General features: G+C 56.9%; 23 protein-coding genes. 8 read left to right on the top strand and 15 right to left on the bottom strand.

What is annotated here, in order from left to right:
* Positions 1-110: 110 nt before the first annotated feature.
* Positions 111-1,898, bottom strand: a complete 1,788-nt coding sequence (locus B347_RS0108435; protein WP_019409265.1) for a KinB sensor domain-containing domain — start codon at positions 1,896-1,898, stop codon at positions 111-113.
* Between the two features lie 10 nt (positions 1,899-1,908).
* Positions 1,909-3,255 carry a sigma-54-dependent response regulator transcription factor AlgB gene (gene algB, locus B347_RS0108430; protein ID WP_019409264.1) on the bottom strand — a complete coding sequence of 449 codons (1,347 nt, stop codon included), beginning with the start codon at positions 3,253-3,255 and terminating at the stop codon, positions 1,909-1,911.
* Positions 3,256-3,699: 444 nt separating this feature from the next.
* Between algB and B347_RS0108425 the strand changes: the two genes are divergently transcribed.
* The 4 genes from B347_RS0108425 to B347_RS0108405 all read left to right on the top strand — a co-directional run bounded on the left by B347_RS0108425 (position 3,700) and on the right by B347_RS0108405 (position 7,461).
* Positions 3,700-3,999 carry a hypothetical protein gene (locus B347_RS0108425; RefSeq protein ID WP_019409263.1) on the top strand — a complete coding sequence of 100 codons (300 nt, stop codon included), beginning with the start codon at positions 3,700-3,702 and terminating at the stop codon, positions 3,997-3,999.
* Between the two features lie 93 nt (positions 4,000-4,092).
* Positions 4,093-4,257, top strand: a complete 165-nt coding sequence (locus B347_RS25850) for a DUF1328 domain-containing protein (RefSeq protein WP_019409262.1) — start codon at positions 4,093-4,095, stop codon at positions 4,255-4,257.
* 555 nt (positions 4,258-4,812) lie between these two features.
* Positions 4,813-6,126: a glutamate/aspartate:proton symporter GltP gene (gltP, locus tag B347_RS0108410; protein WP_019409260.1), complete on the top strand. Its 1,314-nt coding sequence runs from the start codon at positions 4,813-4,815 to the stop codon at positions 6,124-6,126.
* A gap of 105 nt (positions 6,127-6,231) precedes the next feature.
* Positions 6,232-7,461: a nucleoside recognition domain-containing protein gene (locus B347_RS0108405; RefSeq protein ID WP_019409259.1), complete on the top strand. Its 1,230-nt coding sequence runs from the start codon at positions 6,232-6,234 to the stop codon at positions 7,459-7,461.
* A gap of 54 nt (positions 7,462-7,515) precedes the next feature.
* Here the strand turns inward: B347_RS0108405 and B347_RS0108400 are convergent, their stop codons facing one another.
* The 7 genes from B347_RS0108400 to B347_RS0108370 form a co-directional block, all read right to left on the bottom strand.
* The gene (locus B347_RS0108400; protein ID WP_019409258.1) at positions 7,516-8,142 is read right to left on the bottom strand and encodes an ABC-type transport auxiliary lipoprotein family protein; all 627 of its coding nucleotides are present in this window, start codon (positions 8,140-8,142) and stop codon (positions 7,516-7,518) included.
* Complete coding sequence (locus B347_RS0108395; protein WP_019409257.1) at positions 8,139-9,077, bottom strand: MlaD family protein; 939 nt, start codon at positions 9,075-9,077, stop codon at positions 8,139-8,141. Before B347_RS0108395 ends, B347_RS0108400 begins: the two co-directional genes overlap by 4 nt.
* Before the next feature lies 1 nt (position 9,078).
* A complete protein-coding gene (locus B347_RS0108390) occupies positions 9,079-9,882 on the bottom strand; it encodes an ABC transporter ATP-binding protein (RefSeq protein ID WP_019409256.1) in 804 nt (267 codons plus the stop codon).
* Positions 9,879-11,009: an ABC transporter permease gene (locus B347_RS0108385; RefSeq protein ID WP_019409255.1), complete on the bottom strand. Its 1,131-nt coding sequence runs from the start codon at positions 11,007-11,009 to the stop codon at positions 9,879-9,881. Before B347_RS0108385 ends, B347_RS0108390 begins: the two co-directional genes overlap by 4 nt.
* 79 nt (positions 11,010-11,088) lie before the next feature.
* A complete protein-coding gene (locus B347_RS0108380; protein WP_019409254.1) occupies positions 11,089-12,132 on the bottom strand; it encodes a DUF5924 family protein in 1,044 nt (347 codons plus the stop codon).
* 186 nt (positions 12,133-12,318) lie between these two features.
* Complete coding sequence (locus B347_RS0108375; protein WP_019409253.1) at positions 12,319-12,984, bottom strand: fumarylacetoacetate hydrolase family protein; 666 nt, start codon at positions 12,982-12,984, stop codon at positions 12,319-12,321.
* 97 nt (positions 12,985-13,081) lie between these two features.
* The gene (locus B347_RS0108370) at positions 13,082-14,476 is read right to left on the bottom strand and encodes an FAD-binding oxidoreductase (RefSeq protein WP_019409252.1); all 1,395 of its coding nucleotides are present in this window, start codon (positions 14,474-14,476) and stop codon (positions 13,082-13,084) included.
* A 206-nt stretch (positions 14,477-14,682) separates the two neighbouring features.
* Between B347_RS0108370 and serA the strand changes: the two genes are divergently transcribed.
* Positions 14,683-15,912, top strand: a complete 1,230-nt coding sequence (serA, locus tag B347_RS0108365) for a phosphoglycerate dehydrogenase (RefSeq protein ID WP_019409251.1) — start codon at positions 14,683-14,685, stop codon at positions 15,910-15,912.
* Positions 15,913-16,046: 134 nt separating this feature from the next.
* On the opposite strand, the gene B347_RS0108360 is transcribed toward serA, so the two are convergent.
* Positions 16,047-16,472, bottom strand: coding sequence for a DUF4399 domain-containing protein (locus B347_RS0108360; RefSeq protein ID WP_019409250.1), 426 nt, complete (start codon positions 16,470-16,472; stop codon positions 16,047-16,049).
* 138 nt (positions 16,473-16,610) lie between these two features.
* Here B347_RS0108360 and B347_RS0108350 point away from each other — a divergent pair, with 138 nt between their 5' ends.
* Positions 16,611-17,099, top strand: coding sequence for a transporter substrate-binding domain-containing protein (locus B347_RS0108350; RefSeq protein ID WP_019409248.1), 489 nt, complete (start codon positions 16,611-16,613; stop codon positions 17,097-17,099).
* A 119-nt stretch (positions 17,100-17,218) separates the two neighbouring features.
* Here B347_RS0108350 and B347_RS0108345 read toward each other — a convergent pair whose 3' ends face one another.
* From B347_RS0108345 to B347_RS0108335, 3 genes are read right to left on the bottom strand one after another with little or no spacing between them, the layout of a single operon-like run.
* Positions 17,219-18,472: a c-type cytochrome gene (locus B347_RS0108345; protein WP_019409247.1), complete on the bottom strand. Its 1,254-nt coding sequence runs from the start codon at positions 18,470-18,472 to the stop codon at positions 17,219-17,221.
* Positions 18,473-18,484: 12 nt separating this feature from the next.
* Positions 18,485-20,269, bottom strand: coding sequence for a GMC family oxidoreductase (locus tag B347_RS0108340; RefSeq protein ID WP_026014067.1), 1,785 nt, complete (start codon positions 20,267-20,269; stop codon positions 18,485-18,487).
* A gap of 2 nt (positions 20,270-20,271) precedes the next feature.
* Positions 20,272-21,018 (bottom strand): gluconate 2-dehydrogenase subunit 3 family protein, encoded by a 747-nt coding sequence (locus B347_RS0108335; RefSeq protein WP_019409245.1) that lies wholly within the window; start codon positions 21,016-21,018, stop codon positions 20,272-20,274.
* 296 nt (positions 21,019-21,314) lie between these two features.
* On the opposite strand from B347_RS0108335, the gene B347_RS0108330 reads away from it, so the two are divergent.
* Entirely contained in the window at positions 21,315-21,953 is a 639-nt protein-coding gene (locus B347_RS0108330; protein WP_019409244.1) for a dual specificity protein phosphatase family protein, read from the top strand.
* Between the two features lie 52 nt (positions 21,954-22,005).
* Here the strand turns inward: B347_RS0108330 and B347_RS0108325 are convergent, their stop codons facing one another.
* On the bottom strand, positions 22,006-23,064 hold the full coding sequence (locus B347_RS0108325; RefSeq protein ID WP_019409243.1) for an aminopeptidase: 1,059 nt from the start codon (positions 23,062-23,064) through the stop codon (positions 22,006-22,008).
* A 332-nt stretch (positions 23,065-23,396) separates the two neighbouring features.
* Here B347_RS0108325 and B347_RS0108320 point away from each other — a divergent pair, with 332 nt between their 5' ends.
* Positions 23,397-23,813, top strand: coding sequence for a hypothetical protein (locus B347_RS0108320; RefSeq protein ID WP_019409242.1), 417 nt, complete (start codon positions 23,397-23,399; stop codon positions 23,811-23,813).
* A 3-nt stretch (positions 23,814-23,816) separates the two neighbouring features.
* Here B347_RS0108320 and B347_RS0108315 read toward each other — a convergent pair whose 3' ends face one another.
* The gene (locus tag B347_RS0108315) at positions 23,817-24,050 is read right to left on the bottom strand and encodes a DUF1161 domain-containing protein (RefSeq protein ID WP_019409241.1); all 234 of its coding nucleotides are present in this window, start codon (positions 24,048-24,050) and stop codon (positions 23,817-23,819) included.
* Positions 24,051-24,152: the final 102 nt, after the last annotated feature.

The following is a 24,152-nucleotide window of genomic DNA, read 5'->3' as shown; positions in this document are numbered from 1 at the left end:
GGGGGGGGGGACGCCAACCCTTGTGGGACCGAGCTTGTGAGCTTTTAAAAGGTCACGAGTAAGCTCGTTCCTACCTTTGGCTGCCTGTACGCCACAGATCGCGCATCGCCCTACAACGGCAACGCCATATAGAACTGCGTGCCTTGCCCAGGGCGTGAATACACGCCGATACGCCCACCATGCAATTGCACGATCTCCTTGCACAACGCCAGCCCAAGCCCAGCGCCGCCCTTTTTACGGCCTACTTGTACGAAAGGCTCGAAAATACGCCCTTGCTGGCCGTAGGCAATGCCTTCGCCATTGTCTTCGATGCTGATAATGATCCGTTCTCCATGACGCCGAGCTTGTAGGCGAATCAGCCCACCACTCGCGGTATGACGCAAGGCGTTGCCCAGTAGGTTATCCAGCACGCGCTCCAATTGGGCCTGATCGGCATTGAGGCTCGGCAGCGGGGACTGAAGGTCGATCAACAGCTCTATGTTTTTGGCGGCAGCTCGCCCTGCAAAACGAGTACGGGCCTGTTCAAGCATCTGTTCAAGATCACACGGGGCCAGCGTGAGCTTTTGCAAACCATTCTGGTAGCGAGAGAAATTCAGCAGGTCATTGATCAGTTGCATCAGCCGCTGCATTTCTTCGTTGACGGTGTTCAGCAAGTCGGTTTCGCGTGATTGAGGGTCAAAGCGTGCACGCTCCAGAAACAATCCGAACGCCATGTGCATACCGGTGACGGGAGTCCGCAACTCGTGGGAGGCGCGCAACACAAACTCGCTGCGCACGCGTTCAAAGGCTCGCTGTTCGGTCACGTCGTGCAGCACCATCACGGCGCCTAGAATCGGCCCTTTGGGCTGGCTTACGGGTGTCAAGCTGTAAGTCAGCAGGCGGGTTTCACCTTCAATGTCGACGCTTAAGTCCTCGGGGGCGCGATCAAGGTTGCCGCCGCCCAGCACCGTGAGTAATTGCTGGTCGAGCTCAGGGCGTTCCAACGCCTCACCCAACGGCTGACCGAGCCTCCCTTCGCCCCAGCCCAACTGGCGTTGAGCCACGGGGTTTAGATGCTCAAGACGGCCTTGCTGGTCGATCATCAGCAAGCCGTCATCAATGCTGTCGAGCACCGCTTGCAGCCGTTGCTGGCCTGCCAGCAACTCGTCAATATTGGTTGCCTGATGCTGGCGCAAGGCTTCGGCCATGATCCCGAAGCGGCGCGTCAGCAGGTTCATTTCGGTAGCGGATGACAGCGGTAACACCACTTCAAAATTGCCTTTGCCGATATTGTCGGCGGCCTTGGCCAAGGCTTCGATGGGGGCACCAAATCGACGGGCAATCCCGTGGGCAGTAATAAAACCGATAATCAGCACCGCCAACCCAACCAGGCCCAGCAGTGAGGCGATGATGATGGCGCGGTCACGGGCGGAAGACTGCGCGGTGTAAATGTTGTCCAGCGCCTCGCGATGCTCGCGGATCAGACCATTGCGTAAATGGTTGAAACGCTCGGCCAGTTCCTTGTCACTGGTCAAATCAAGCGAATTGGCATGGGCTTTTTTGAACGCGTCTATAAAAAGCTCGTAGTCTTTGCGAGCTTGGGCAAAACCATTTTCCAGGTTGTTTTTGCGTTCATGCGCCATGCCTTCATCGAGCAGCTTGAGGTACGCCTGCGCAGACTCCTCTAGGGCTTTGGGGTCTGGTTGATTGGGAAGCATCAGGATCAGTTGGTCACCCAACGACTGGCGCAGCTTGAGGCCTAGATCGAGGGTGATGAAGTTGTTGCGGATCAGCGCTTCTTGGGATTTTGCCATTTGCATCACGCTGACGACGCCGAGCAACAGCCCGAGCAGTGCCACCGTGATCAATGCCGAAATGCTGAGGAATAACCGGGTGCGCAGCTTGATAGCCAGTTTCATCGGATAGGGCTCACAGGTTGTACTGCTTGCGCTTACGATAGAGCGTCGATGCATCAATGCCCAGGGTTTTTGCTGCTTGATCCAGGGTGTCGCTGGTGGCTAGAACCGCGCCGATATGGGCCTTTTCCAACTGGTCGAGGCTCAGTGCGGCACCAATGCGCGGGGCGTTGGGCACGGTTTGTTCAGCCATGCCCAAGTGGCTGACTTCGACCACTTCTTGCGGACAAATGATACTCGCGCGCTCAACCACGTTACGCAGTTCACGAATGTTACCTGGCCATCGGTAGTTGGACAGCGCCAGGCGCGCTTCCTGGCTAAAGCCACGGGCAGGGCGCGCATACTCTTTAACGAAGCGGGCCAGAAAGCGATCAGCCAAGGTCAGGATGTCTTCGCTACGCTCGCGCAACGGCGGCAAGTGCAAGGTGATGACATTCAGGCGGTAGAGCAAGTCCTCGCGAAAACGGCCGTCGCGCACCATGTCTTCAAGGTTGAGGTTGGTGGCGGCCAGGATCCGCACATCGGCGCGGCGTGTCACCGGATCACCGACGCGCTCGTAGGCTTTGTCCTGAATGAAGCGCAGCAACTTGGGCTGCAAGGCCAGCGGAAAGTCCCCGATTTCATCCAGAAACAGCGTTCCGCCGTCGGCTTGGCTGACCCGGCCCAAGGTGCTTTCACTGGCTCCGGTAAACGCGCCGCGGGTGTGGCCGAACAACTCGCTTTCCATCAGCTCTGCGGTCAACGAGGGGCAGTTAATGGTCACGCAGGACTTTTTGGCCCGTTTGCTCCAGCCATGAATCGCCTGTGACAGCTCGCCTTTACCGGTCCCTGATTCACCGAGAATAAGGATGTTGGCGTCAGTGCCTGCCACTTGGCGGGCGGTTTCCAGCACCGCCATCATTGCAGGGCTATGGGAGTCGAGGCCGTCTTTAGGCTTGCGTACTTCGCCTTCGAGGGCTTCGAGTCGGGCGGACAGTTGGCGTACTTCCAATTGTTTGGCGGTTGCCAGACGTAGTTGGTCAGGGCTGCACGGTTTGACCAGATAGTCAGCAGCACCGGCTTGAATAGCATCCACGGCGGTGTCGACGGCGGAGTGTGCGGTCACGATAACGACCCGCATCCAGGGCGCTTGAATACGCATCTGGGCCAGCACATCTAGGCCATTGTCCTCGCCTAGGCGCAGGTCCAGAAAGCACAAGTCGAACACTTGGCGTTGCAGCAAGGCATCGGCCTGCGCCGCGCTGTTGGCCGTTGCAACGGTATAGCCCTCGTCTTCGAGGCAATACCGAAATGTGCGCAAGATCGCGGACTCATCGTCGACCAGCAGAATGCGGCCCTGTTGATCTTTGGCTGATTCCATATCAGGCGCTCCTTAATGAGTGTCTTGGTTAGTGTCGCAATAATCGGGCAAGTTGCATGATTATTCACGAATGATTCACCGGTGAGCAGAAAAGTCTTGCTGTTATTTTCGTAAACCACTGATTTTAATGAATTAAATTCAGATTTCTCGACGTCTTTTCGCGCATGTTAATTCTCGCGGCGAACTTTTTGTGCCTGATGTGCCCTGACCGACGCTACAGCGCTTTAATCGATCGTGCAGAACGCACGGTTAGGCCCGGGCGTATCGTGCAATCTGCGAGTTAGAGTCTGCGCTAATCGTAATTAAGTCGTTGATTTGTAAGTGATTTATATAAATTTTAAAACTGGCATGCAGCCTGCAATATCTCGTGTATTGAAGTCACACAGCCCAGCAGGGCGTGCCGCAACCCCACAAGAACGACCACCCAGTGGCAGGAGTTTGAGCATGAATCGTCAAGGTTTCGCCAGCATGCGTCTTTCAACGTTGAACGTGCAGCAAGGCCTGTTCGCTAGCCTTGCGCTCGTGGTCACGTTGATCGGTGGTCAGCAATGGGGGCGTTGGGAACAGATGCAGCAACCGGTGGCAACGCCAGTTCAGCACGTCGTGACGCAACAGCAGCACTTCGGCGCGATTCGCTCCAGCTTACAGAACTCAAGCCAAGCGACTGGCCGCTATGACTTTGCCGCGGCTGATGACACACAAATTGCACATTCCCAACCGGCGCCGGAACGTTGGGTGTTTTAAGTGTTCACACGTTTAAGGCCCTTGCCGGGCCTTGAGTAGAAAAACGACTTCACCCTTTCACACAGAAATCACACAGCCATAAGGAGATTCACCATGTTGAGTTGGGCAGTTACCTTCCTGATTATCGCCATCATCGCTGCTGTTCTGGGCTTCGGTGGTATCGCAGGCACCGCCACCGGCATCGCCAAGATCCTCTTTGTCGTATTCCTGGTGATGTTCATTGTGTCCTTCATCTTTGGTCGTCGCGGTCGAGGTTGAAAGCCCGCAAACCTGTAGCCGCTTCGCAACCTGCGGCAGCGGCTACAAAATGACCAATTGCCTGTTCACCGCATAACCTCCTTTCATCGGTAATTCCTTATTACCGTTCATTTTTTTCAAAAATTTGTGGCTCGAACGGCCCTCTTGAACGTCGACCGTATATCGACTACTAGCAAAATGATTGCTTCGCTATTTTCGTTTTGTGTTGTGGGATATTTCTTAAATATCAGCGCCGTTTTTGATTCTTCTTCTGCCCCAAAATGACCTTGAAACAGCCGGTCTACGGCGGTTATGGCGTCTATTCTGTCAGTACACTCCCCTTGGAATTTGATGTCTTGTCCGACAAAACGCATGCCGATTCGGCATAGGGTAGGCGTTTACGGCATTAGACGGTTACGCCGTGCATGGGAATAGTTGCGCCTTTTTTCGCCTGCCAAAGAGCCTATTGGTCTCGATTTGGGCGACCTTCTACGGGGGTACAGGTTCTGGTTTCTGCGCTTTTAAGTGCTCTAGTCGGAACGTGTGCCCGAGTCCACTTGAAGTAAGGGTAATGACATGAAGAAGGCAAAACTTAGCCTCGCCTGGCAGATCCTAATCGGTCTGGTCCTCGGGATTGCAATTGGCGCACTGCTCAACCATTTCAGTGCAGAAAAGGCCTGGTGGATCAGTAACGTTCTGCAACCTGCTGGCGATATCTTTATCCGTCTGATCAAGATGATCGTAATCCCAATCGTGATTTCATCACTGGTTGTCGGGATTGCAGGCGTGGGGGATGCGAAGAAACTCGGTCGCATCGGTTTTAAAACAATCATTTACTTCGAGGTGGTCACCACCATCGCGATTTTGGTCGGTCTGGTACTGGCCAACGTGTTCCACCCGGGCGCCGGGATCGACATGAGCACGCTGGGCACGGTTGATATTTCCAAATATCAAGCCACGGCCGCTGAAGTGCAGCATGAACATGCGTTCATCGAAACCATCCTCAACTTGATCCCGTCCAACATCTTCGCGGCCATGGCTCGCGGTGAGATGCTGCCGATCATCTTCTTCTCGGTACTCTTCGGCCTCGGCTTGTCGAGTCTGAATGCCGAACTGCGCGACCCGCTGGTGAAAACCTTCCAAGGTGTGTCCGAGGCGATGTTCAAAGTCACTCACATGATCATGGGCTACGCGCCAATCGGTGTGTTTGCGCTGATCGCAGTGACGGTTGCCAACTTCGGTTTTGCCTCGCTGGTGCCGCTGGCCAAGCTGGTGATTCTGGTTTATGCGGCCATCCTCTTCTTCGCCTTTGCGGTACTGGGCCTGATCGCCAAGCTGTTCGGCTTCTCGGTGATTAAGCTGATGCGCATCTTCAAAGATGAGCTGGTACTGGCTTACTCCACCGCCAGCTCTGAAACCGTGCTGCCGCGTGTGATCGAGAAGATGGAAGCTTACGGCTGCCCGAAAGCGATTTGCAGCTTTGTGGTGCCAACTGGCTACTCATTCAACCTCGACGGTTCGACCCTGTACCAAAGTATCGCGGCCATCTTTATTGCCCAGCTGTATGGCATTGACCTGTCTATTAGCCAGCAACTGCTGTTGGTACTGACCCTGATGGTCACCTCCAAAGGCATCGCCGGTGTACCGGGCGTGTCCTTCGTGGTGCTGCTGGCCACCTTGGGCAGCGTGGGTATCCCGCTGGAAGGCTTGGCCTTCATCGCAGGCGTTGACCGTGTGATGGACATGGCACGTACTGCGCTGAACGTGATTGGTAACGCGTTGGCGGTGCTGGTCATCTCGCGCTGGGAAGGCATGTACGACCAGGCTAAAGGCGAGCGCTACTGGAACTCGCTGCCGCACTGGCGTAGCAAGGAAGCAGCCAAAGGTTAATCACCTTAGCTAAGAGCCTTACTCCCCAAACCCCGGACTTGTCCGGGGTTTGTTGTTTCTGGGGTCTGGCCGTTATCATTCGCCGTCTATTCCGGGAGTTTTCTGATGCTTAACGGCCTATGGCTCAGCTTTTTCGTTGTCGCAGCCGTGTCGGCACTCGCCCAATGGCTGGTGGGTGGCAATGCGGGGATCTTCGCGGCGATCGTAGAAAGTATCTTCGCCATGGCCAAGCTGTCGGTCGAAGTGATGGTTCTGCTGTTCGGCACCCTGACCTTGTGGCTGGGGTTTCTGCGTATTGCCGAGAAAGCCGGCATTGTCGATTGGCTGGGCAGGGCGCTGGGGCCGTTGTTCAAGCGCTTGATGCCAGAAGTGCCGCCGGGGCACCCGGCACTCGGCTTTATCACCCTGAACTTCGCCGCCAACGGCCTGGGTCTCGACAATGCCGCCACGCCGATTGGCCTTAAGGCCATGCGTGCCCTGCAAGAGTTGAACCCCAGCCCGACCAGCGCGAGCAATGCGCAAATCCTCTTTCTGGTGCTCAACGCCTCCTCGTTGACCCTGTTGCCCGTGACCATCTTTATGTACCGCGCCCAGCAAGGGGCGGCAGATCCGACGTTGGTGTTCCTGCCGATCCTACTGGCGACCAGTGCCTCGACCTTGGTGGGTCTGCTCTCGGTGGCCTTTATGCAGCGCCTGCGGCTGTGGGACCCCGTGGTGCTGGCCTACCTGATACCGGGCGCGTTGGTCTTGGGCGGGTTTATGGCGTTGCTGGCAACTTTGTCGGCTACGGCGCTGGCTAGCTTGTCGTCGATCTTGGGCAACTTGACGCTATTCGGGCTGATCATGCTGTTTTTGGTGATTGGTGCGCTGCGCAAAGTAAAAGTCTACGAAGCGTTCGTCGAAGGGGCCAAAGAAGGCTTCGATGTGGCCAAGAACCTGCTGCCGTACTTGGTGGCGATGCTCTGTGCGGTCGGCGTGCTGCGGGCCTCGGGTGCGCTGGACTTTGGCTTGGACGGCATTCGCCACGTGGTCGAGTGGCTGGGCTGGGACACGCGTTTTGTGGATGCGCTACCCACTGCGATGGTAAAACCGTTCTCGGGCAGTGCAGCGCGGGCGTTGCTGATTGAAACCATGCAGAACCAAGGCGTGGACAGTTTTCCAGCGTTGGTGGCAGCGACCGTGCAAGGCAGCACAGAAACCACGTTCTATGTGCTAGCGGTGTACTTCGGTGCGGTGGGCATCCAGCGCGCCCGGCATGCCGTGGGCTGCGCTTTACTGGCGGAGTTTACAGGCGTGGTGGCGGCGATTGGCGTTTGCTACTGGTTCTTCGGCTAAACCTTCGCCCCAAATCTACTGTGGGAGCAAGCCGCTCCCACAGGTTATAGCTGTTTAGCGTTGCGCCTGCCCTTGTTGCAACACCCACTGCACCACGTGTGGCATCAGGGCATCAGTTGCCTGTCCAAACCCTGCCACAACCCCCGGCACCAATGGATTGGTCAGCGGCTGACGCACTTCGAAGCGCTTAGCGCCAATGATCCGTTGATCGCTGGAGCGCACCAGTCGGGCGTTGTATTGCACGATAACTTCCGGGTCTTTGCCGTTGTAATGGGTCTGGAACGCCAACAGCTCGCCGCCTAGCTCGTAATCGGACTGCAAGTTGCTGTCGTCGGTGCTCAAAGCCTTGACGTGACCGTCTTGCAAGAAGGCATCCAGCAGCCGATTGCGCAGCAGTGCCGGGGCCGGATCGCTCCAGCGCGCCCCCTTGTAGTTGCTGACCAAGTTGCCCTCGGGTATCACGGCAATGTTCTGGCTGTTGAGCGCGTTACTGGCCATTGGCTTGTCCAAACGCAATGACCACGTCACAGGTGCGCTCTGGCTGGTAGCAATCGGCGTTTGTGCATCAGGCAACCGATACACATCAACGACCTCAGGTTTGGGCAAAATCGAGCAAGCGCTGATCAAGCTCAGGCTGGCCGCCAAGAAGAATGAGCCTGCCAGGCGATAAGTAAGGGTCATGGCGTGAATTCCTTGTTCTGCTCGCGGCCTAGCAAGTAACCGCTCGGGTTGGCTTCCAGACGCCGCGAAATACCCCGCAGCGTACCGAGGGTTTCGCGTAACTCATTGACCGCAGGGCCTAACTGATTAAGCCCTTGCAGCCCGCTGTTGAGCGAGTCTTGGTTGTTGTTGATCAGTTTGTTGATGGTCGAAGTGCTTTGCTCCAGCGATTTCATGGCTTGCTCGGCGCTGGTGAACATTTGCTTGCCTTGGTCATTGAGCAAGCCGTTGGCGTTGCGCATTAACGCAGTGGTTTGCTCAAGCGTTGTGGTGGCTTGTTTGCCCACTTGTGACAGCTGCTTGAGGGTTTGGGCAATGTCCCCACGCTGGCTGGAAATCGCCGTGGTGGTTTGCTCAAGGTTATCCAGGGTTTTGCTCACGCGGTCGACGTTCTCATGGGAGAACAGTCGGTTGGCGTTGTGCAGCAGTATGTTGATGTTGGCCAGCATGTCGTTGCCATCGGTCAGCAACCGGGCAATCGGGGAGGGCGCGGCCACAATCACCGGCAGCTTGCCGTCTTTAGCGGTGAGCATTGGGCTGCTCGGGTCGCCGCCGCTGAGCTGGATGATTGAGGTGCCCGTCACGCCGGTCAGCGCGAGTTTGGCTTTGGTGTCGATCTTGACCGGTGTACCCGCCGCTAGGCGAATACGCGCCAGTACGCGACGTGGGTCTTTGTCGTCCAGACGCAATTCGATCACGTCACCGACCTTAATCCCGTTGTATTGCACCGAGCTGCCTTTGGACAAGCCACTGACCGCCTCGTTGAACACCACTTCGTAGTCCTTGAACGTGTTGTCCATGCTCGATTTGGCCAGCCAGAGGCCAAAGAGCATGGCCCCGGCGACGACCAACACGCTGAGCAGGCCGATCAATACATGATGGGCGCGGGTTTCCATGTTATTGCTCCTTACGCTGGGTTGCCGCTTCATACGCGGCGCGGCCACGGGGGCCATGGAAATACTCATGAATCCACGGGTCGTCGAAGTCTTCGACTTCGGCGATAGGTGCTGCCACCAACACCCGTTTTTGCGACAACACCGCCACCCGATCAGTGATGGTGTACAGCGTGTCGAGGTCATGGGTGACCAGAAACACGCTCAAACCCAACGCATCACGCAGGGTCAGAATCAGTTGGTCGAACGCCGCCGCGCCAATCGGGTCGAGCCCGGCAGTGGGTTCGTCAAGAAACAGAATATCCGGGTCCAGAGCCAGCGCGCGGGCCAGTGCCGCGCGCTTGACCATCCCACCGGATAATGAAGATGGGTATTTATCGGCAGCAGACAGTGGCAGCCCGGCCAGAGCCAGCTTGACGCACGCCAGGTGTTCAGCGTCGGGGCGGCTTAGTCCAGCATGCTCGATCAAGGGCAGGGCGATGTTCTCTGTCACCGTTAGCGAAGAAAACAGAGCGCCTTTCTGAAACAGCACACCAAAGCGCCGTTCAATCAGTGAGCGCTCGGCCTCATGCAGGCTGAGCAAGTCTTTGCCGAACACCCGCACTTCGCCTTCAGTGGGTCGACGCAGGCCAACGATGCTGCGCAACAGCACCGATTTACCCGTGCCAGAACCGCCGACCACGCCGAGAATTTCACCTTTGTACACATCCAGGTCGAGGTTCTCGTGCACGCTTTGGCTGCCAAAGCGATTACACAGGCCGCGTACCTCGATCACCGCCTCGCGGGGCGCCTTCGTTGGCGTACTCACCAGCCCATCTCCATAAAGAACAACGCGGCCACGGCGTCGAGGAGGATCACGATAAAGATCGACTGCACCACGCTGGAGGTGGTGTGCGCGCCAACCGACTCGGCGCTGCCGCTGACTTTAAAGCCCTCAAGACAGCCCACGGCCGCGATTAGAAAGGCAAAGAAGGGGGCTTTGACCATGCCCACCAGAAAGTTTTTGACCCCGATGTCGGAGTGCAGCATCGAAATAAACATGTCCGGCGAAATGCCGATGGATACAACGCACACCACCGCGCCGCCGAGAATACCGGCCATCATGGCTAAAAAGGTCAACAGCGGCAGGGCGATCAACAGGGCCAGCACCCGTGGCAATACCAGCAAATCCATCGGATCGAGGCCCAATGTGCGGATCGCATCGATTTCTTCGTTGGCCTTCATAGAACCGATCTGGGCGGTAAAAGAACTGGCTGTGCGGCCCGCCATCAGGATGGCAGTGAGCAACACGCCAAACTCACGCAGAAACGAAAAAGCCACCAGGTCGACGGTGTAAATGCCCGCGCCAAAGTTGGACAGTACCGTGGCCCCCAAAAACGCCACTACGGCGCCCACCATGAAGGTCAGCAGCGCCACAATGGGCGCGGCGTTAAGGCCGATTTGTTCGATTTGCGCCACCACCGGGGTGATACGCCATTGTTTGGGGCGAAAGAAATTGCGGGCCAGGGTTTGCAAGATCACCCCGATAAATCCCAGCAGTTGCAGCGTGTCTTGCCATAACTTGTCGACCGAGCAGCCGATGCGGCTCAGTAATTGGATGCCGAGGTTCACTTCGACCGCTTTAACCGGCACACAGAAGTCGCGCATGGAGGAATAAACGGTTTGCAGCAAGGCGCGATCAGCCGCGGGGAGTTTGGTCGCGGAGTCGGCCAGTTGAGCGACGCGTTCGGAGCCCAGCAATTCGACCAGCAAGGACGCGCCAGCGGTGTCAAGCCGAGAGACGTCATCGAGATCAATCTGGGTGCGAGCGTCGTACTTGCCCGCGAGCTGTTCGGTCAGCAGTTTTAGCCGGGCATAGTTAACCAGCGTCCATTGACCACTGATTTTCAGCCGCGCCGGATTGCTTGACGTGTCTAGTTGGGCATCGCCCGCCATGGCAGTAATAGTCGTAGGCTCCATGCTCAGTACGCTTAAACGCAGACCATATGTAATAGCACAATCTTATAAAAGTGTTTCAGTTTGCTTGCATATTGGTCGCGGGGGATTGATCTGTGTCGGTCACTTCGAAGCGCAGCACACCAATCATTTGCCCGTCTTCGGTCAGTACCTGCACTTGCCAGCGTCCGACCGAGTTGGGCGGGAAGTTTAGCTTGTGGGTCCAAGCCCGGTAGCCTTCCTTGCGCCCGCCGCGAATATCCAGGGCAATGCGATCAACTTCTTGGCTGTTGAGTTTCCATACGTGATAAATCCGCTCGTTCAGGCCGCGCGGGGCATTGATTGAGGTGTAGGCATAAAGGCCATTGCTGCGCAGCTGATTGACGCTGATCTGCTCGATGCTCTCGCCGGGCGTGCGGTCTTGCAACTGAGTCGTGACCGCCACTTCGGTCATCCACAGCGTCGCCGGCGGCACCCACGAGCGTAGCAGCCAGCCAGTGCCGCCCAGCGCAAGAACAATCAGTGGCAGTACCAGCCAGCCGCGCCAGGTTTTCAGCGGCAGGCTGACAGCCATGCTCGGGATGGAAAGCAGCACAGCGGTGCCCAGTGCCAATTTGTAGCTCTCGGCGGTGGTCAGGTTGAGAATGATCGGCAGCGCAGTCAGCAGCGCCGCGAACAAGGCCAGCGTGTGCATGCCCAAGTATAGCCAGCGCCGTGGGGCCAGCCATTTGTAATACAGCGGATCGGTGATCGTCACCAGCGCGGCGGCGCCAAGCAGGCCAGTAAACACCAGTTGGCCGCTGTTCCAGGTGGTGGTGACAAAGAAGAAGGGCAGGACGAAAAACAGGCTTTCTTGATGGATCATCTGCGTTGCATAACGCAGCAGAGGCGGGGGGATTTCGCGTTTAAACACCCGTGCAAACCATTGGGTGAGGGTGTTTTCGAGCATCAACCAGACCCAGCTCACCAGCAGGATTACGGCGATCCAGCGGGCCATGCCTTGTTGGCGGTCCACCAGAATAAAACTGCCCACACCCGAGCAAAAACCGAACAGCGCGATCAGCCCTGGATAGCGCTTCATCAACTCAAGGATGCGCTGTACGTAGTGGTTCCAGTTTGGCATTCGGTGGTTCACATTCTGCGTAGGAAAAATCCACAACAGAATAACGGTTTAGCGCGGTTGGCGTCCGGGGGATTGCGCCCCGGTTGGCGAATACCCCCGTAGGAGCTGCCGAGGAACGATGGCTGCGATCTTTTGATGTTCAAGGTCAAAAGATCGCAGCCTGCGGCAGCTCCTACAAGGGGCGTCTCAGCGCACGTTGCTTTCGAAACGGCTCACGCCTGGCAGCTCCAGCACCAACTCGTCGCCAACGTTCAACGGACCAACACCGACAGGGGTGCCGGTCATGATGACGTCGCCCGCTTGCAGCGAGAAACACGCAGCCATGTGCTGAATCATCGGCACAATCGGGTTGAGCATCAGGGCGCTGTTGCCGTCCTGACGCACTTCGCCGTTGATGGTCAGGCGAATGCCGATGTCCTTCAGATCAGTGAAGGTGCAGCTCGGCACGAACGGCGCGAGGACGCAGGCGCCGTCGAACGACTTGGCGATTTCCCACGGCAAGCCTTTGGCCTTGAGTTCGGCTTGCTTGTCACGCAGGGTCAGGTCCAGTCCAGGAGCGAAACCGGAAATTGCATCCAGCACTTCTTCAGCGCTCGGGTTGTTCGAGAGCGGTTTGCCGATCAGTACCGAGATTTCTGCTTCGTAATGCACCGAACCGCGCTCGGTCGGAATCGCAAACCCGCCTTCGAGGGCTACCACGCAACTGCCGGGCTTTATAAACAGTAGCGGTTCAGACGGGATCGGGTTATCCAGCTCTTTTGCATGCTCGGCATAGTTACGGCCGATGCACACCACTTTGCCGATAGGAAAGTGAATCCGGGTACCGTCGACATATTGGTGCTGATAGCTCATGGGGACTCCTTTGGAGTAGCTGCAAGCTGCAAGTTATAAGCTTCAAGAGAAGAGCTAAAGGCCGTGCAAGTCCGCTTCAAACTTGCTGCGGCCTTGTTCACACGGCGAAAATCTTGCCCGGGTTCATGATGCCGTTCGGGTCGAACACGGCCTTGAGCGCTTTCATGTATTCAATCTCAACCGGCGAGCGGCTGTAGGTCAAGTAATCGCGCTTGGTCATGCCCACGCCGTGCTCGGCAGAGATCGAGCCGTTGTACTTTTGAACCGTTTCAAACACCCACTTGTTGACCGTCGCGCACTTGGCGAAAAACTCGTCCTTGCTCAGGTTTTCAGGCTTGAGGATGTTCAAGTGCAGGTTGCCGTCGCCAATGTGGCCGAACCAAACGATTTCGAAGTCTGGGTAGTATTCGCCGACAATCGCGTCAATTTCTTTCAGAAAGGCCGGTACTTTCGACACGGTGACCGAGATGTCGTTTTTGTACGGCGTCCAGTGTGAAATAGTCTCGGAGATGTATTCGCGCAGTTTCCACAGGTTTTGCAGCTGGGTTTCGCTCTGGCTCATCACGCCGTCTAGCACCCAGCCTTGTTCCATGCAGTGCTCGAAGGTTTCCAGTGCGGCAGTGGCCACTTCTTCAGTGGTCGCTTCAAATTCCAGTAGCGCGTAGAACGGGCAGTCGGTCTCAAACGGTGACGGTACGTCGCCTCGGCCCATGACTTTAGCCAGCGCCTTGTCGGAGAAGAACTCAAATGCCGTCAGATCAAGCTTGTTCTGGAAAGCGTGCAGCACCGGCATGATCGAATCGAAGTCGGCCGTACCCAGCACCATCGCCGTCAGATTTTTCGGCGCGCGATCTAAGCGCATGGTTGCTTCAACCACAAAGCCCAACGTGCCTTCCGCGCCGATAAACAGCTGGCGCATGTCATAGCCGGTGGCGTTTTTGATCAGGTCTTTGTTCAGTTCCAGTACGTCACCCTTGCCCGTCACGACTTTCATGCCCGCGACCCAGTTGCGGGTCATGCCGTAGCGAATCACTTTGATCCCGCCGGCGTTGGTGCCGATGTTGCCGCCGATCTGGCTAGACCCGGCCGAGGCGAAGTCCACCGGGTAGTACAGGCCGTTTTCTTCGGCCAGGTTTTGCAGGTGCTCAGTCACCACGCCCGGCTGGCAGACCACTGTGCGGTCCGTGAGGTTGATGTCCAGCACCTGGTTCATGTAATCGAATGACACCACCACTTCGCCATTCGCCGCCACGGCCGCCGCCGACAGGCCAGTACGGCCACCCGAAGGCACCAGCGCGACCTTGTGGGCGTTGGCCCACAGCACGATGGCTTGAACTTGCTCAGTGGTTTTCGGGAACACAATGGCTATCGGGGCAGGAGCGTAGTGCTTGGTCCAGTCCTTGCCGTAAGCGTTAAGGGAGTCGGCGTCGGTCAAAACCTTGCCAGGCTCAACCAGGGTCTTCAGCTCATCAATCACGGCAGGATGGGTCATCAACAGAACTCTCGAACAATTCATGGTCATCCTGAGAACGCTTCACGTCGCAGGAATGGGTGTTTAGCGGGGCGCTTATGCTAGCATACGGCCCCCCCGCTGAATCGAGCCGTAGGACGATTCTCGGTGCCGGTCTTCATGCCGGCCAGGTCAGCTCAGGCTGTCCATTCCCTGCCATTTTTTCTCTGGGACACAGGTTTACGCAGATGAGCAAGACTTCTCTCGATAAGAGCAAGATCAAGTTCCTTCTTTTAGAAGGCGTCCACCCATCGGCTGTTGAAGTACTGAAGTCTGCTGGTTACACCAGTATCGAGTACATCACGAGCTCCTTGCCTGAAGCCCAGCTTAAGGAAAAGATCGCTGATGCCCACTTTATCGGCATCCGTTCTCGTACCCAGCTGACCGAAGAAGTGTTCGACTGCGCCAAGAAACTGGTAGCTGTTGGTTGTTTCTGCATCGGCACCAACCAGGTCGATCTCAACGCTGCTCGCGAGCGCGGTATCGCTGTATTCAACGCCCCTTACTCCAACACCCGTTCGGTGGCCGAGTTAGTGCTGGCGGAAGCGATCCTGTTGCTGCGTGGCATCCCTGAGAAAAACGCTTCCTGCCACCGCGGTGGTTGGATCAAAAGTGCCGCCAACTCCTTCGAAATTCGCGGCAAGAAGCTGGGCATTGTGGGTTACGGTTCGATTGGTACTCAGCTGTCGGTATTGGCTGAAGGCTTGGGCATGCAGGTGTTCTTCTATGACACCGTGACCAAACTGCCGTTGGGCAACGCGACTCAGGTCGCCAACTTGCACGATCTGTTGGGCATGTCCGACATCGTGACGTTGCACGTCCCTGAAACCGCAGCCACTCAGTGGATGATCGGTGAGAAAGAAATCCGCGCCATCAAAAAGGGCGGCATTCTGATCAACGCTGCACGTGGCACCGTGGTTGTACTGGACGCCTTGGCTGACGCGATCAAGGACAAGCACCTGATCGGCGCCGCTATCGACGTATTCCCAGTTGAGCCGCGCTCCAACGACGACGTGTTCGAAAGCCCGCTGCGCGGCCTCGACAACGTGATCCTGACCCCGCACATCGGTGGTTCTACTGCTGAAGCCCAAGCCAACATTGGCCTGGAAGTGGCAGAGAAGCTGGTCAAGTACAGCGATAACGGTACGTCGGTATCGTCTGTGAACTTCCCAGAAGTGGCCCTGCCGGCTCACCCTGGTAAGCACCGTTTGCTGCACATCCACGAGAACATTCCGGGTGTGATGAGCGAGATCAACAAAGTCTTCGCCGAAAACGGGATCAACATCTCGGGTCAGTTCCTGCAAACCAACGAAAAAGTAGGTTATGTAGTGATCGACGTCGACGCCGAGTCTTCCGACCTGGCGCAAGAGAAGCTGCAAACCATCAACGGCACCATCCGTTGCCGCGTGTTGTTTTAAAACAGCAGCTTCGAGCGGTTAAGCCTCAAGCGGCAAGTTAAAGGCAAAAGCAGATCTGCTTTTGCTTGCCGCTTGTAGCTCAAAGCTTGCAGCTCGAATAAAAAAGGGAGCCCCCTTTCGAGGGCTCCCTTTTTTTATTTCACATTTACGGTGATTTTTTTCGACACGATCACCGGGTCAAACGCTTGGTGGCCGGTGTCACCCAGTTCAAGCTGCAACGTATGTTTGCCGGGCGTCAGGGTCAGTTCGGTTTCAGTCTGCGCCTTGCCGAAATGCACGTGCTGAGCATCTGCCGGAATCACCTGACCTGGGGCAATTGGCTGGTCCACGTCAATCAACAAGTGGTGGTGACCAGAATGCGGGGATACATCGCCAGCGGGCTTTAGGTCGATGCCTTCAATGCCAAACTTTACGGTGAAGGTTTTATCGACAGTGGCGCCATCCGCGGGGGAAATAATCGACACTTTTGCGCCTTCGGGGGCTGGAGTGGCAGCAAAGGCCATTACCGAAGCGCCCATCAACACAGAAGCCAACGCAACACGAGACAGTAGGGTTTTCATTTTTTCTCCAGTTTTTTTGCTAATTCTGTAGGGTTGCGACAACTTTCAGATGATTTGCTGTCCAACGCCGCAATGAACAACATAAAGCAAAGCGGACGCCAATTGCGAATCGCTTGCAACAAGATCAAAGGAGTGACCATGCGTTTTTTGCCGGGCCTGATACTTCTATTGCCATTGGCGAGTCCTATTGTTCACGCCGAACTGATTGATGACGTTAACGACCGTGGTGAGTTGCGCATCGCCCTTGAGGGCAACTTGCCGCCATTCAGCTTCAAGCAACAAGACGGGCGTTTAACCGGTTTTGACGTTGAACTGGGCGAGTTGCTGGCTCAGGAACTGGAGGTGCATCCGTCTATCCTCGTCACAGACAGCAACGACGTATTGCCGGGGGTTGAAAGCGGCAAGTTCGACGTTGCAATCAATCACATCGCTTTGACTCCCGAACTTCAGGATCGGTTCGATTTCAGCGAGCCTTATTTAGCCTCGCCCACACTGGCGATCCCTTTTCAGAAAGGCAACCCGGCGTTTCAGGGTAGCCTGGACAAAGCCTTGCAGCGCATCAAGGCGGATGGCCGTTTGGCCGCGTTGTCCGAGAAGTGGCTGGAGATGGACGCTACGGATCAATAGACCGCTGCACCCTTGTGGGAGCGGGCTTGCCCGCGAGGGTATCGACGCGGTTTAACAGAAAAACCGCATCGCCTGCATCGCTGGCAAGCCAGGCTCCCACAGGTTTTGTAGCGCTGGCGTCAGTCGCGCAAGGCCTTCACGTCCGCAGGCTTCACGTCAGACCCTTTATTGCCCCAACTGGTACGGATGAAGTTGACCACATCGGCCACTTCTTGGTCCGATAGCCGCCAGTCAAACCCCGGCATGGTAAAGGTCGATGGCGCGGTATGCGTCGCGGGCAATGTCCCGCCTTTAAGTACGATATGAATCAGCGATGTCGGGTCATCTGACTGCAACACCGGGTTGCCCGCCAATGCTGGGAACACGCGTGTGTAGCCATGACCATCAGTACGATGGCAGGCCGCGCAGTTGTCGATGTACACCGCTGCGCCGCGCTTGCTGTCATCACCATTCCACAGGGCGTCGGCCACCGCCGGGTCGTATTGATGTGGGGCGTTGGTTGAGTCGACCGCAGGCAAGGTCTTCAAGTAGCGCGCGATAGCCGTCAGGTCCGCGTCAGACATGTATTGCATGCTATGCACGATCACATCGCTCATGCCGCCGAACACGGCGCTGCGATCACTGCGACCAGTCTTGAGAAACTGCACCAGTTGTTCTTCGCTCCAACTGCCCAAACCGTCCTTGTGGTCGCCGCGCAGGTTCTTCGCGATCCAGCCTTCCAGCGGCGCACTGCCTGACAGGAACGTGCTGCCGTCAGTCGCACTCAGCGATTTTTCCTGCAGGGTCAGCGCCCTTGGCGTGTGGCAGGCGCCGCAATGCCCTAGGCCCTCCACGAGGTACGCGCCGCGACTCACCACCGGGTTTTGCCCCAGCATCGGCGTGAAGTCGGCCACCGCAGGGGCAAACGTCCAGCGCCACATTGCCAACGGCCAGCGCATGCTTAACGGCCACGGAATATCGACGGCTTTATTCTCTTGAGCGACCGGCTTTACGCCCTGCATGAAGTAGGCATACAGCGCCTGCATATCGGCCTGGTTGACCCGCGCGTATGACGGGTACGGCATGGCCGGGTACAACGTGCTGCCGTTTTTGGCGACGCCATGGCGCACGGCGTTGTCGAAGTCGTCAAAGCTGTAGGCGCCGATCCCGGTTGGGTCCGGCGTGATGTTGGTCGAGTAAATCATGCCGATCGGAGTTTCCATCGGCAGGCCACCGGCAAACGGCTTGCCGTCCTTGGCCGTGTGACACGCCACACAGTCACCGGCTCGCGCCAGGTATTCACCTTGTTTGATCAACGCGGGCTGATCAACGTCGGCGGCCACCGCCGAAAAGCTGCCCAGCAAGGCCAGGGTCGCGATAACAACTGCTTTCATGGTCATCGCTCCTTATGCCTGAACCAGTGGGCCGGGGTTTTTTAGGTACTGCTCGCGGATCGCTCTGGCCGACCAGTAGGTCAACGCAGCCACAAGACCGGTCGGGTTGTAACCCAAGCCCTGCGGAAACGCCGAAGCGCCCGGCACAAACACGTTGTGCACGTCCCACGATTGCAAGTAACGGTTCAGCGCACTGGTTTTCGGGTCAGTGCCCATGATCGCGCCGCCATTAAGGTGAGTGGTCTGGTAGGACGCCGTGTTGAAATGCTCGCCGACTTTTTTACCCAGCAGGGCTATGGCTTTGGGGTTCATCGCTTCGGCGATCTTGCCCATTTTTTCCATCATGAAACGGTTCATCTTGATGTCGTTTTCTTGCCAGTCGAAGGTCATACGCAATAGCGGCTGGCCGTAGGCATCTCGGTACACCGGGTCGAGATCCAGGTAGTTGCCCCGGTAGGACTGATGCGCGCCGTGGGCGTCCATCGACACTTGGTGGGTGTAGTAATCGGCCGTGGCTTTTTTCCAGGCGCTGCCCCATGCCGGTGTGCCGGGCGGGTTGGACGTGCCGGCAATCGGGCGGCTGCCCGCTTGGTTGACCCACATCGGTGAACCACCCACAAAGCCATGCGGCCCGTGGTCGAAGTTGTCGGCGTTGAAATCATCAATCGCCACGCCATTGCCGCCCGCGCCGATAAAGTTGTTGGTGTGCACCTCTTTATCGAAGTAGGCCTTGATGGTGCCCATGTTCTGGTACGCGAAGTTTTTGCCGACCACGCCTTCACCGGTTTTCGGGTCGTAGGGCTTGCCGATGCCCGACAGCAGCATCAGACGTACGTTGTGGAACTGGAACGCACCTAAAATCACCAAGTCGGCTGGTTGTTCGATTTCGCGGCCCAGCGCATCGATGTACGTCACGCCCGTGGCTTTGCTTTTGGTGCTGTCCAGATTGACCCGAATCACGTGGGCATCAGGCCGCAGCTCAAAGTTTGGCAATGGTTTGAGTGCCGGCAAGATGTTCACGTTGGGCGAGGCTTTGGAATACATGTAGCAGACATAGCCGCTGCAAAAGCCACAGAAGTTGCACGGCCCCATTTGCGCGCCATACGGGTTGGTGTACGGCCCCGATGTGTTGGCAGACGGAAGGTTGTAGGGCTTGTAGCCCACCTCATTGGCGGCCTTCTGAAACAACTGTGCTGACACCGTGTTTTTCTGCGACTCCAGCGGGAAGGGGTTGGAGCGATCTGGCGCGTACGGGTTGCCGCCTCGGCCTTCGCCGACCAATTGGCCGTTGACGGTCCAAGCCTGGCCCGAGGTGCCAAAGACTTTTTCAGCGTAATCAAAGAACGGCTCCAGCTCTTCATAGCTCACGCCGAAGTCTTGGATGGTCATGTCCTTGGGGATAAAGTTTTTGCCGTAACGCTCTTCGTAATGGCTGCGAATACGCAGCTCTATCGGATCAACCCGAAAATGCACGCCCGACCAGTGCAAACCTGCGCCGCCCACCCCGTTGCCAGGCAAAAAGGCACCCAGTTGGCGATTCGGCAAAGCCACGTCATTAACGCTGTGGCGAATGGTCACGGTTTCTTTCGATACGTCTTGAAAGAGCTTTTTGCGCACGCTGTAGGTGAGTTCGTCGATCACCTGTGGATAGTTACCGTCCGGGTAGGTGTCCTGCATGGGGCCGCGCTCAAGGGCCACAACATTCAGACCGGCTTCGGTCAGCTCTTTAGCCATGATCGCGCCGGTCCAGCCGAAACCAACGATCACTGCATCTACTTTTTTCATAACCGTCGACATGCTCAAGCCCTCTCGCCGCGGATGGAAACTGCCGGGAAGGGGTATTGCTCGTTGCGTTCAACCCAGTCCATGAAGTCGGCGCGGGCGCCGGGAAAGCCGATCATGGTCCATCCGACCATGCCTTTGTTGCCACCGTGGATCGGGTCGCAAAAGAACCCTTCCTTGGTGTTTTGCAGCAGAAAACTGAAGAACATCTTGGCCGGGACGTTCTCGAATTGCGGGGTGCCGGCTTCCAGTTGTTTGAGCACGTCGTCTCGGGTAGCGCTGTCTAGCCCCGCAAATGTTGAGTTATAGACCTTTTTGCACAGGGCCTCCGTGGCGGCAATGCCCAGGCGGTAGATCTGTTTTGGCACCAGTTTGCTCTGCCAGCCCATTTCGGGTGCAGCATCGGCATTGAACGGGCCTTGCATGAACCACAGCGCGCCGCTGGCGTAAGGCGTGTGCATTTGACGGTCGATGTATTCCGGAACACCCGCTTCTAAAGCGCCAGGACCTTGCTCGTCTGCGGGGATCAGGCGCGCCACAGCGGCGTTCAAGAATGCCCATTCTTCGGCGGTGAAATACGTCGGCTCATAGGGGGCGGCAGGAGAAGACGTGCGCCCCGCAGGTTCGGGTGCGGCGGGGGCCGCCGCAGCCGGTGTGGCCATCAGCACAGAACCGCCGAGGCCGGTGCTGGCCACGGTAACCACCGGAATCAGGGTCAGGGTTTTGCGCAGAAACTCACGCCGCGGGTTGTCTTGCTCAGACATGGGAGGGGCACCTCTTCAGACATTCACGGGTAGCAGTTGCTCAGTGGCAACTTTCGTTTTGGCAGCGACAAGCGTCGCAGATGACCTGCAAAAATAGGGTGCAGCAATCAATAGTTACAAATACTAGCAGGTCAGGTGCTTGGCTGAAGCGATTCATGCGTAATTTTGTCGCACCTAAAGGCGATAGCTCGGCTGAATTATCACGAAATTTTGACAATTGGCTCACAGAGTTTTGATCCGCCTTAACCCAATCTACGCCACATCCTGAAACTCTTTGTTCAAGTGGTCGAACTGACATGCCGAAAGCCCGGTTTTTTCCTGCTCTGTGCCTGACATTACTGGCTGCCTTCGCGCTGCCACAGGTTCAGGCCGATGACCTCTCCGTGGCGCGCCCAGCGCAATGGGCCCAGCCTGTTGATGCGCAGTACAATCTGTATCAAATGTCACCCACGCTATACCGCAGCGCTTTGCCTGACAGCGAAGCCCAGCCTTTGCTGCAAAAACTCCACATCGGCACTGTGATCAACTTTCTGCCCGAAGCCGATAACACCTGGTTGAAAACCCCTGGCGTCACGCAAATTCAATTGCCGTACCGCACCAACCATGTGGATGACACCGACGTACTGGCCGCCTTACGCGCTATTCAGACCGCACAGGCCCAAGGCCCCGTGTTGATGCACTGTAAGCACGGTTCGGATCGCACAGGCTTGATGTCTGCGATGTACCGCGTGGTGGTAGAGAACTGGAGTAAAGAAGACGCCCTCAAAGAAATGACGCAGGGCGGTTTTGGCCAGAGCACTCATTTCAAAGATGGCGCCAACTACATGATGAAAGCGGACATCCCGGCACTGCGCGCAGCCTTGAGCAGTGGCGCTTGCAGCACCAGCCCGTTCGCTTCTTGTGTGGTAAAAAACTGGATCTCGGGCAAGGCCTGACCGTTCGTTGCATTCGCGCAGAGCCCCTGACCCCAGTCAGGGGCTCGCGTGTTTAAGCCTTCAAATCCTCACCGGCCCACTGTTGCAACGCCGCTTTGCGTTGTGGCGGTGCAAGTTTGCCCAATTGTTCGACGTGGCTATAAAAGACCGCCCAATCGCCGTTGGCGTGTTTGAACAACGCCGCAAAGGCGGGCACCCACTGATCGTACAAACCGAAGGGCAGCAGCTTGGCGTTGTTCATGGGCGAATTTACCCACGCGTCATAGCGAGCGTTACCGGCCCATTGCTGATCGCGAAGGTCACGGTATTCGCGGCGCATTCGATCAAACTCTGCCGCCTTGCGCTGGCGCATTTGCGTCGCTGGCAAAGGCTGCGCGTAGAGCTGTTGCAGGCGCTGGCGGGTGCTCAGTACCAAGGCAATAAACTGATCGCGTTGCGCCAAGCCATCGACACTGGCTGGCGGCAAGCCTTGATAGGCGCGCCATTGGCGTGTGCCTTCCTGCTCCACAAAGCTGGCGAATGACTCATTGAACTCGGTGTCGTCCTTCACGTAGACGCGTTGATGCGCCAGTTCATGAAAAACCAGCGTGGCCAGTCGCTCATCGCCCCAATGCAGCATGCTGTTGAGGATCGGGTCGTCAAACCAGCCCAACGTGGAATAAGCCTCAACCCCGCTGACAAAGACATCCATGCCTTGCTGGCGCTTGAGCGCCGCATCGCCGCGGGCGCCGCCCTGTGCGTAATAACCTCGGTAGGCCACACACCCAGCTACTGGAAAGCAATACGTGACCGGGTTGAGCGAAAACTCAGGCGTGGCAAAGACATTCCACACCACATAAGGCCGTTTGAGGTCGGCATAACGGCGATAGCTTTGGTTGTCAGGCAACAGCAAATGCTGGCTGGCAAAGGTGCGGGCGGCCTGAGACTTGGCCAGATGTTCGCGCAGGACGGGATCGCGCTGCGAGTCGGCCACCACCTTGGCCACAGGTTCGCGGGCCTGTAGCAACTGCAACTGGCCTGTGATCAGTTGCGAGTAATAGCGCGCACTTGAGCAGCCATTGAGCAGCGCCAACATAACGAGGGTGAGCAGGCAACGGGTGATCAGCGGCATAGTGCGGTCCAGTGGGAGATTCTAGGGTGTGCAGCAAGCTGATTTCGTAGCAGTTGCCGAGCCTGCGAGGCTACGTCCGGCTGCGCAGCAGTCGTAGAATCAAGCGCTGCGGTATGTCAGTTAAACCCTGCGCTTAGGGTTTTACGATCGCTTCGCAATCGGACGTAGCCTCGCAGGCTCGGCAACTGCTACGCGTTCGCACGCCATAGATCTGTGAGAGCTGCCGAAGGCTGCGATCTTACAACCCTCAGATCAAAACATCGCAGCCTTTAGCAGCGTTCACAGGCGGTGTGGCGCTATGCTTATCGCTTCATCCCTGTGTGGAAGTCCCCATGCGTACGTCTTTGCTGTTACTGATGGCCTGCCTATTGAGCGCTTGCGCCAGCACGCCATTGCCGCCACACGATCCAAACATGGCGTGGGTCGATCTCGAAACGCAAACCGGCAAGCTGGTGATGGCCGAGCGTCTGGATAACCAGCGCCTGAACGACGGCCGCTATTTTCAGGTGACGCCGGGCAGTCACGAGCTAATGGTGCGCTTCGATTACGAGGTATTTATCGGCGGGATGGGGATGTTCAGCGAGCCGCAAGAACGGCTGTGCTATATCACGGTCAATTACGCAGATTTTCAGCCGGGGCAACGCTACCGGCTACAAGCCCGCTCGCTGGGCTTTAACGCCTACGCCCGGCTGTATAACGCCGATGGCAAGGTGTTAGCCGAGGAGCGACTTATTAACTGCCTGCCTTAACACTCAGGTGTCGTTTTTCTGGTAGATGATCTTTTTGGTGCCGTTTTCGCACGATCCGACTACCAGATTCTGGTCGTGTACTTCGTCATTGGTCACGATTTCGAGTGTGTAAGACGACACGTTGTTGGCTTGAATCTTGGTTTCGATTTCAGCCTTCAACTCTTCGCAGGGCTTGGGCGCGGCCAGCACCGAGGTGGTGAGGGCGCAAGCGATAACCGCTAAAGCAAAACGTTTCATGGTGAGACTCCCTTCATTCAGTACGCAACGTCAGGGTATGACGCCAGTGGCGATCATTCGATCACATTGGGTGCGATGTGCGAACTGTCCGGGCTAACGCCG

The organism is Pseudomonas psychrophila HA-4, assembly GCF_000282975.1.
In the GTDB taxonomy this organism is placed as follows: domain Bacteria; phylum Pseudomonadota; class Gammaproteobacteria; order Pseudomonadales; family Pseudomonadaceae; genus Aquipseudomonas; species Aquipseudomonas psychrophila_A.
Note: the sequence above shows the minus strand (reverse complement) of the source record. Positions and strands in the feature narration are given on the sequence as shown.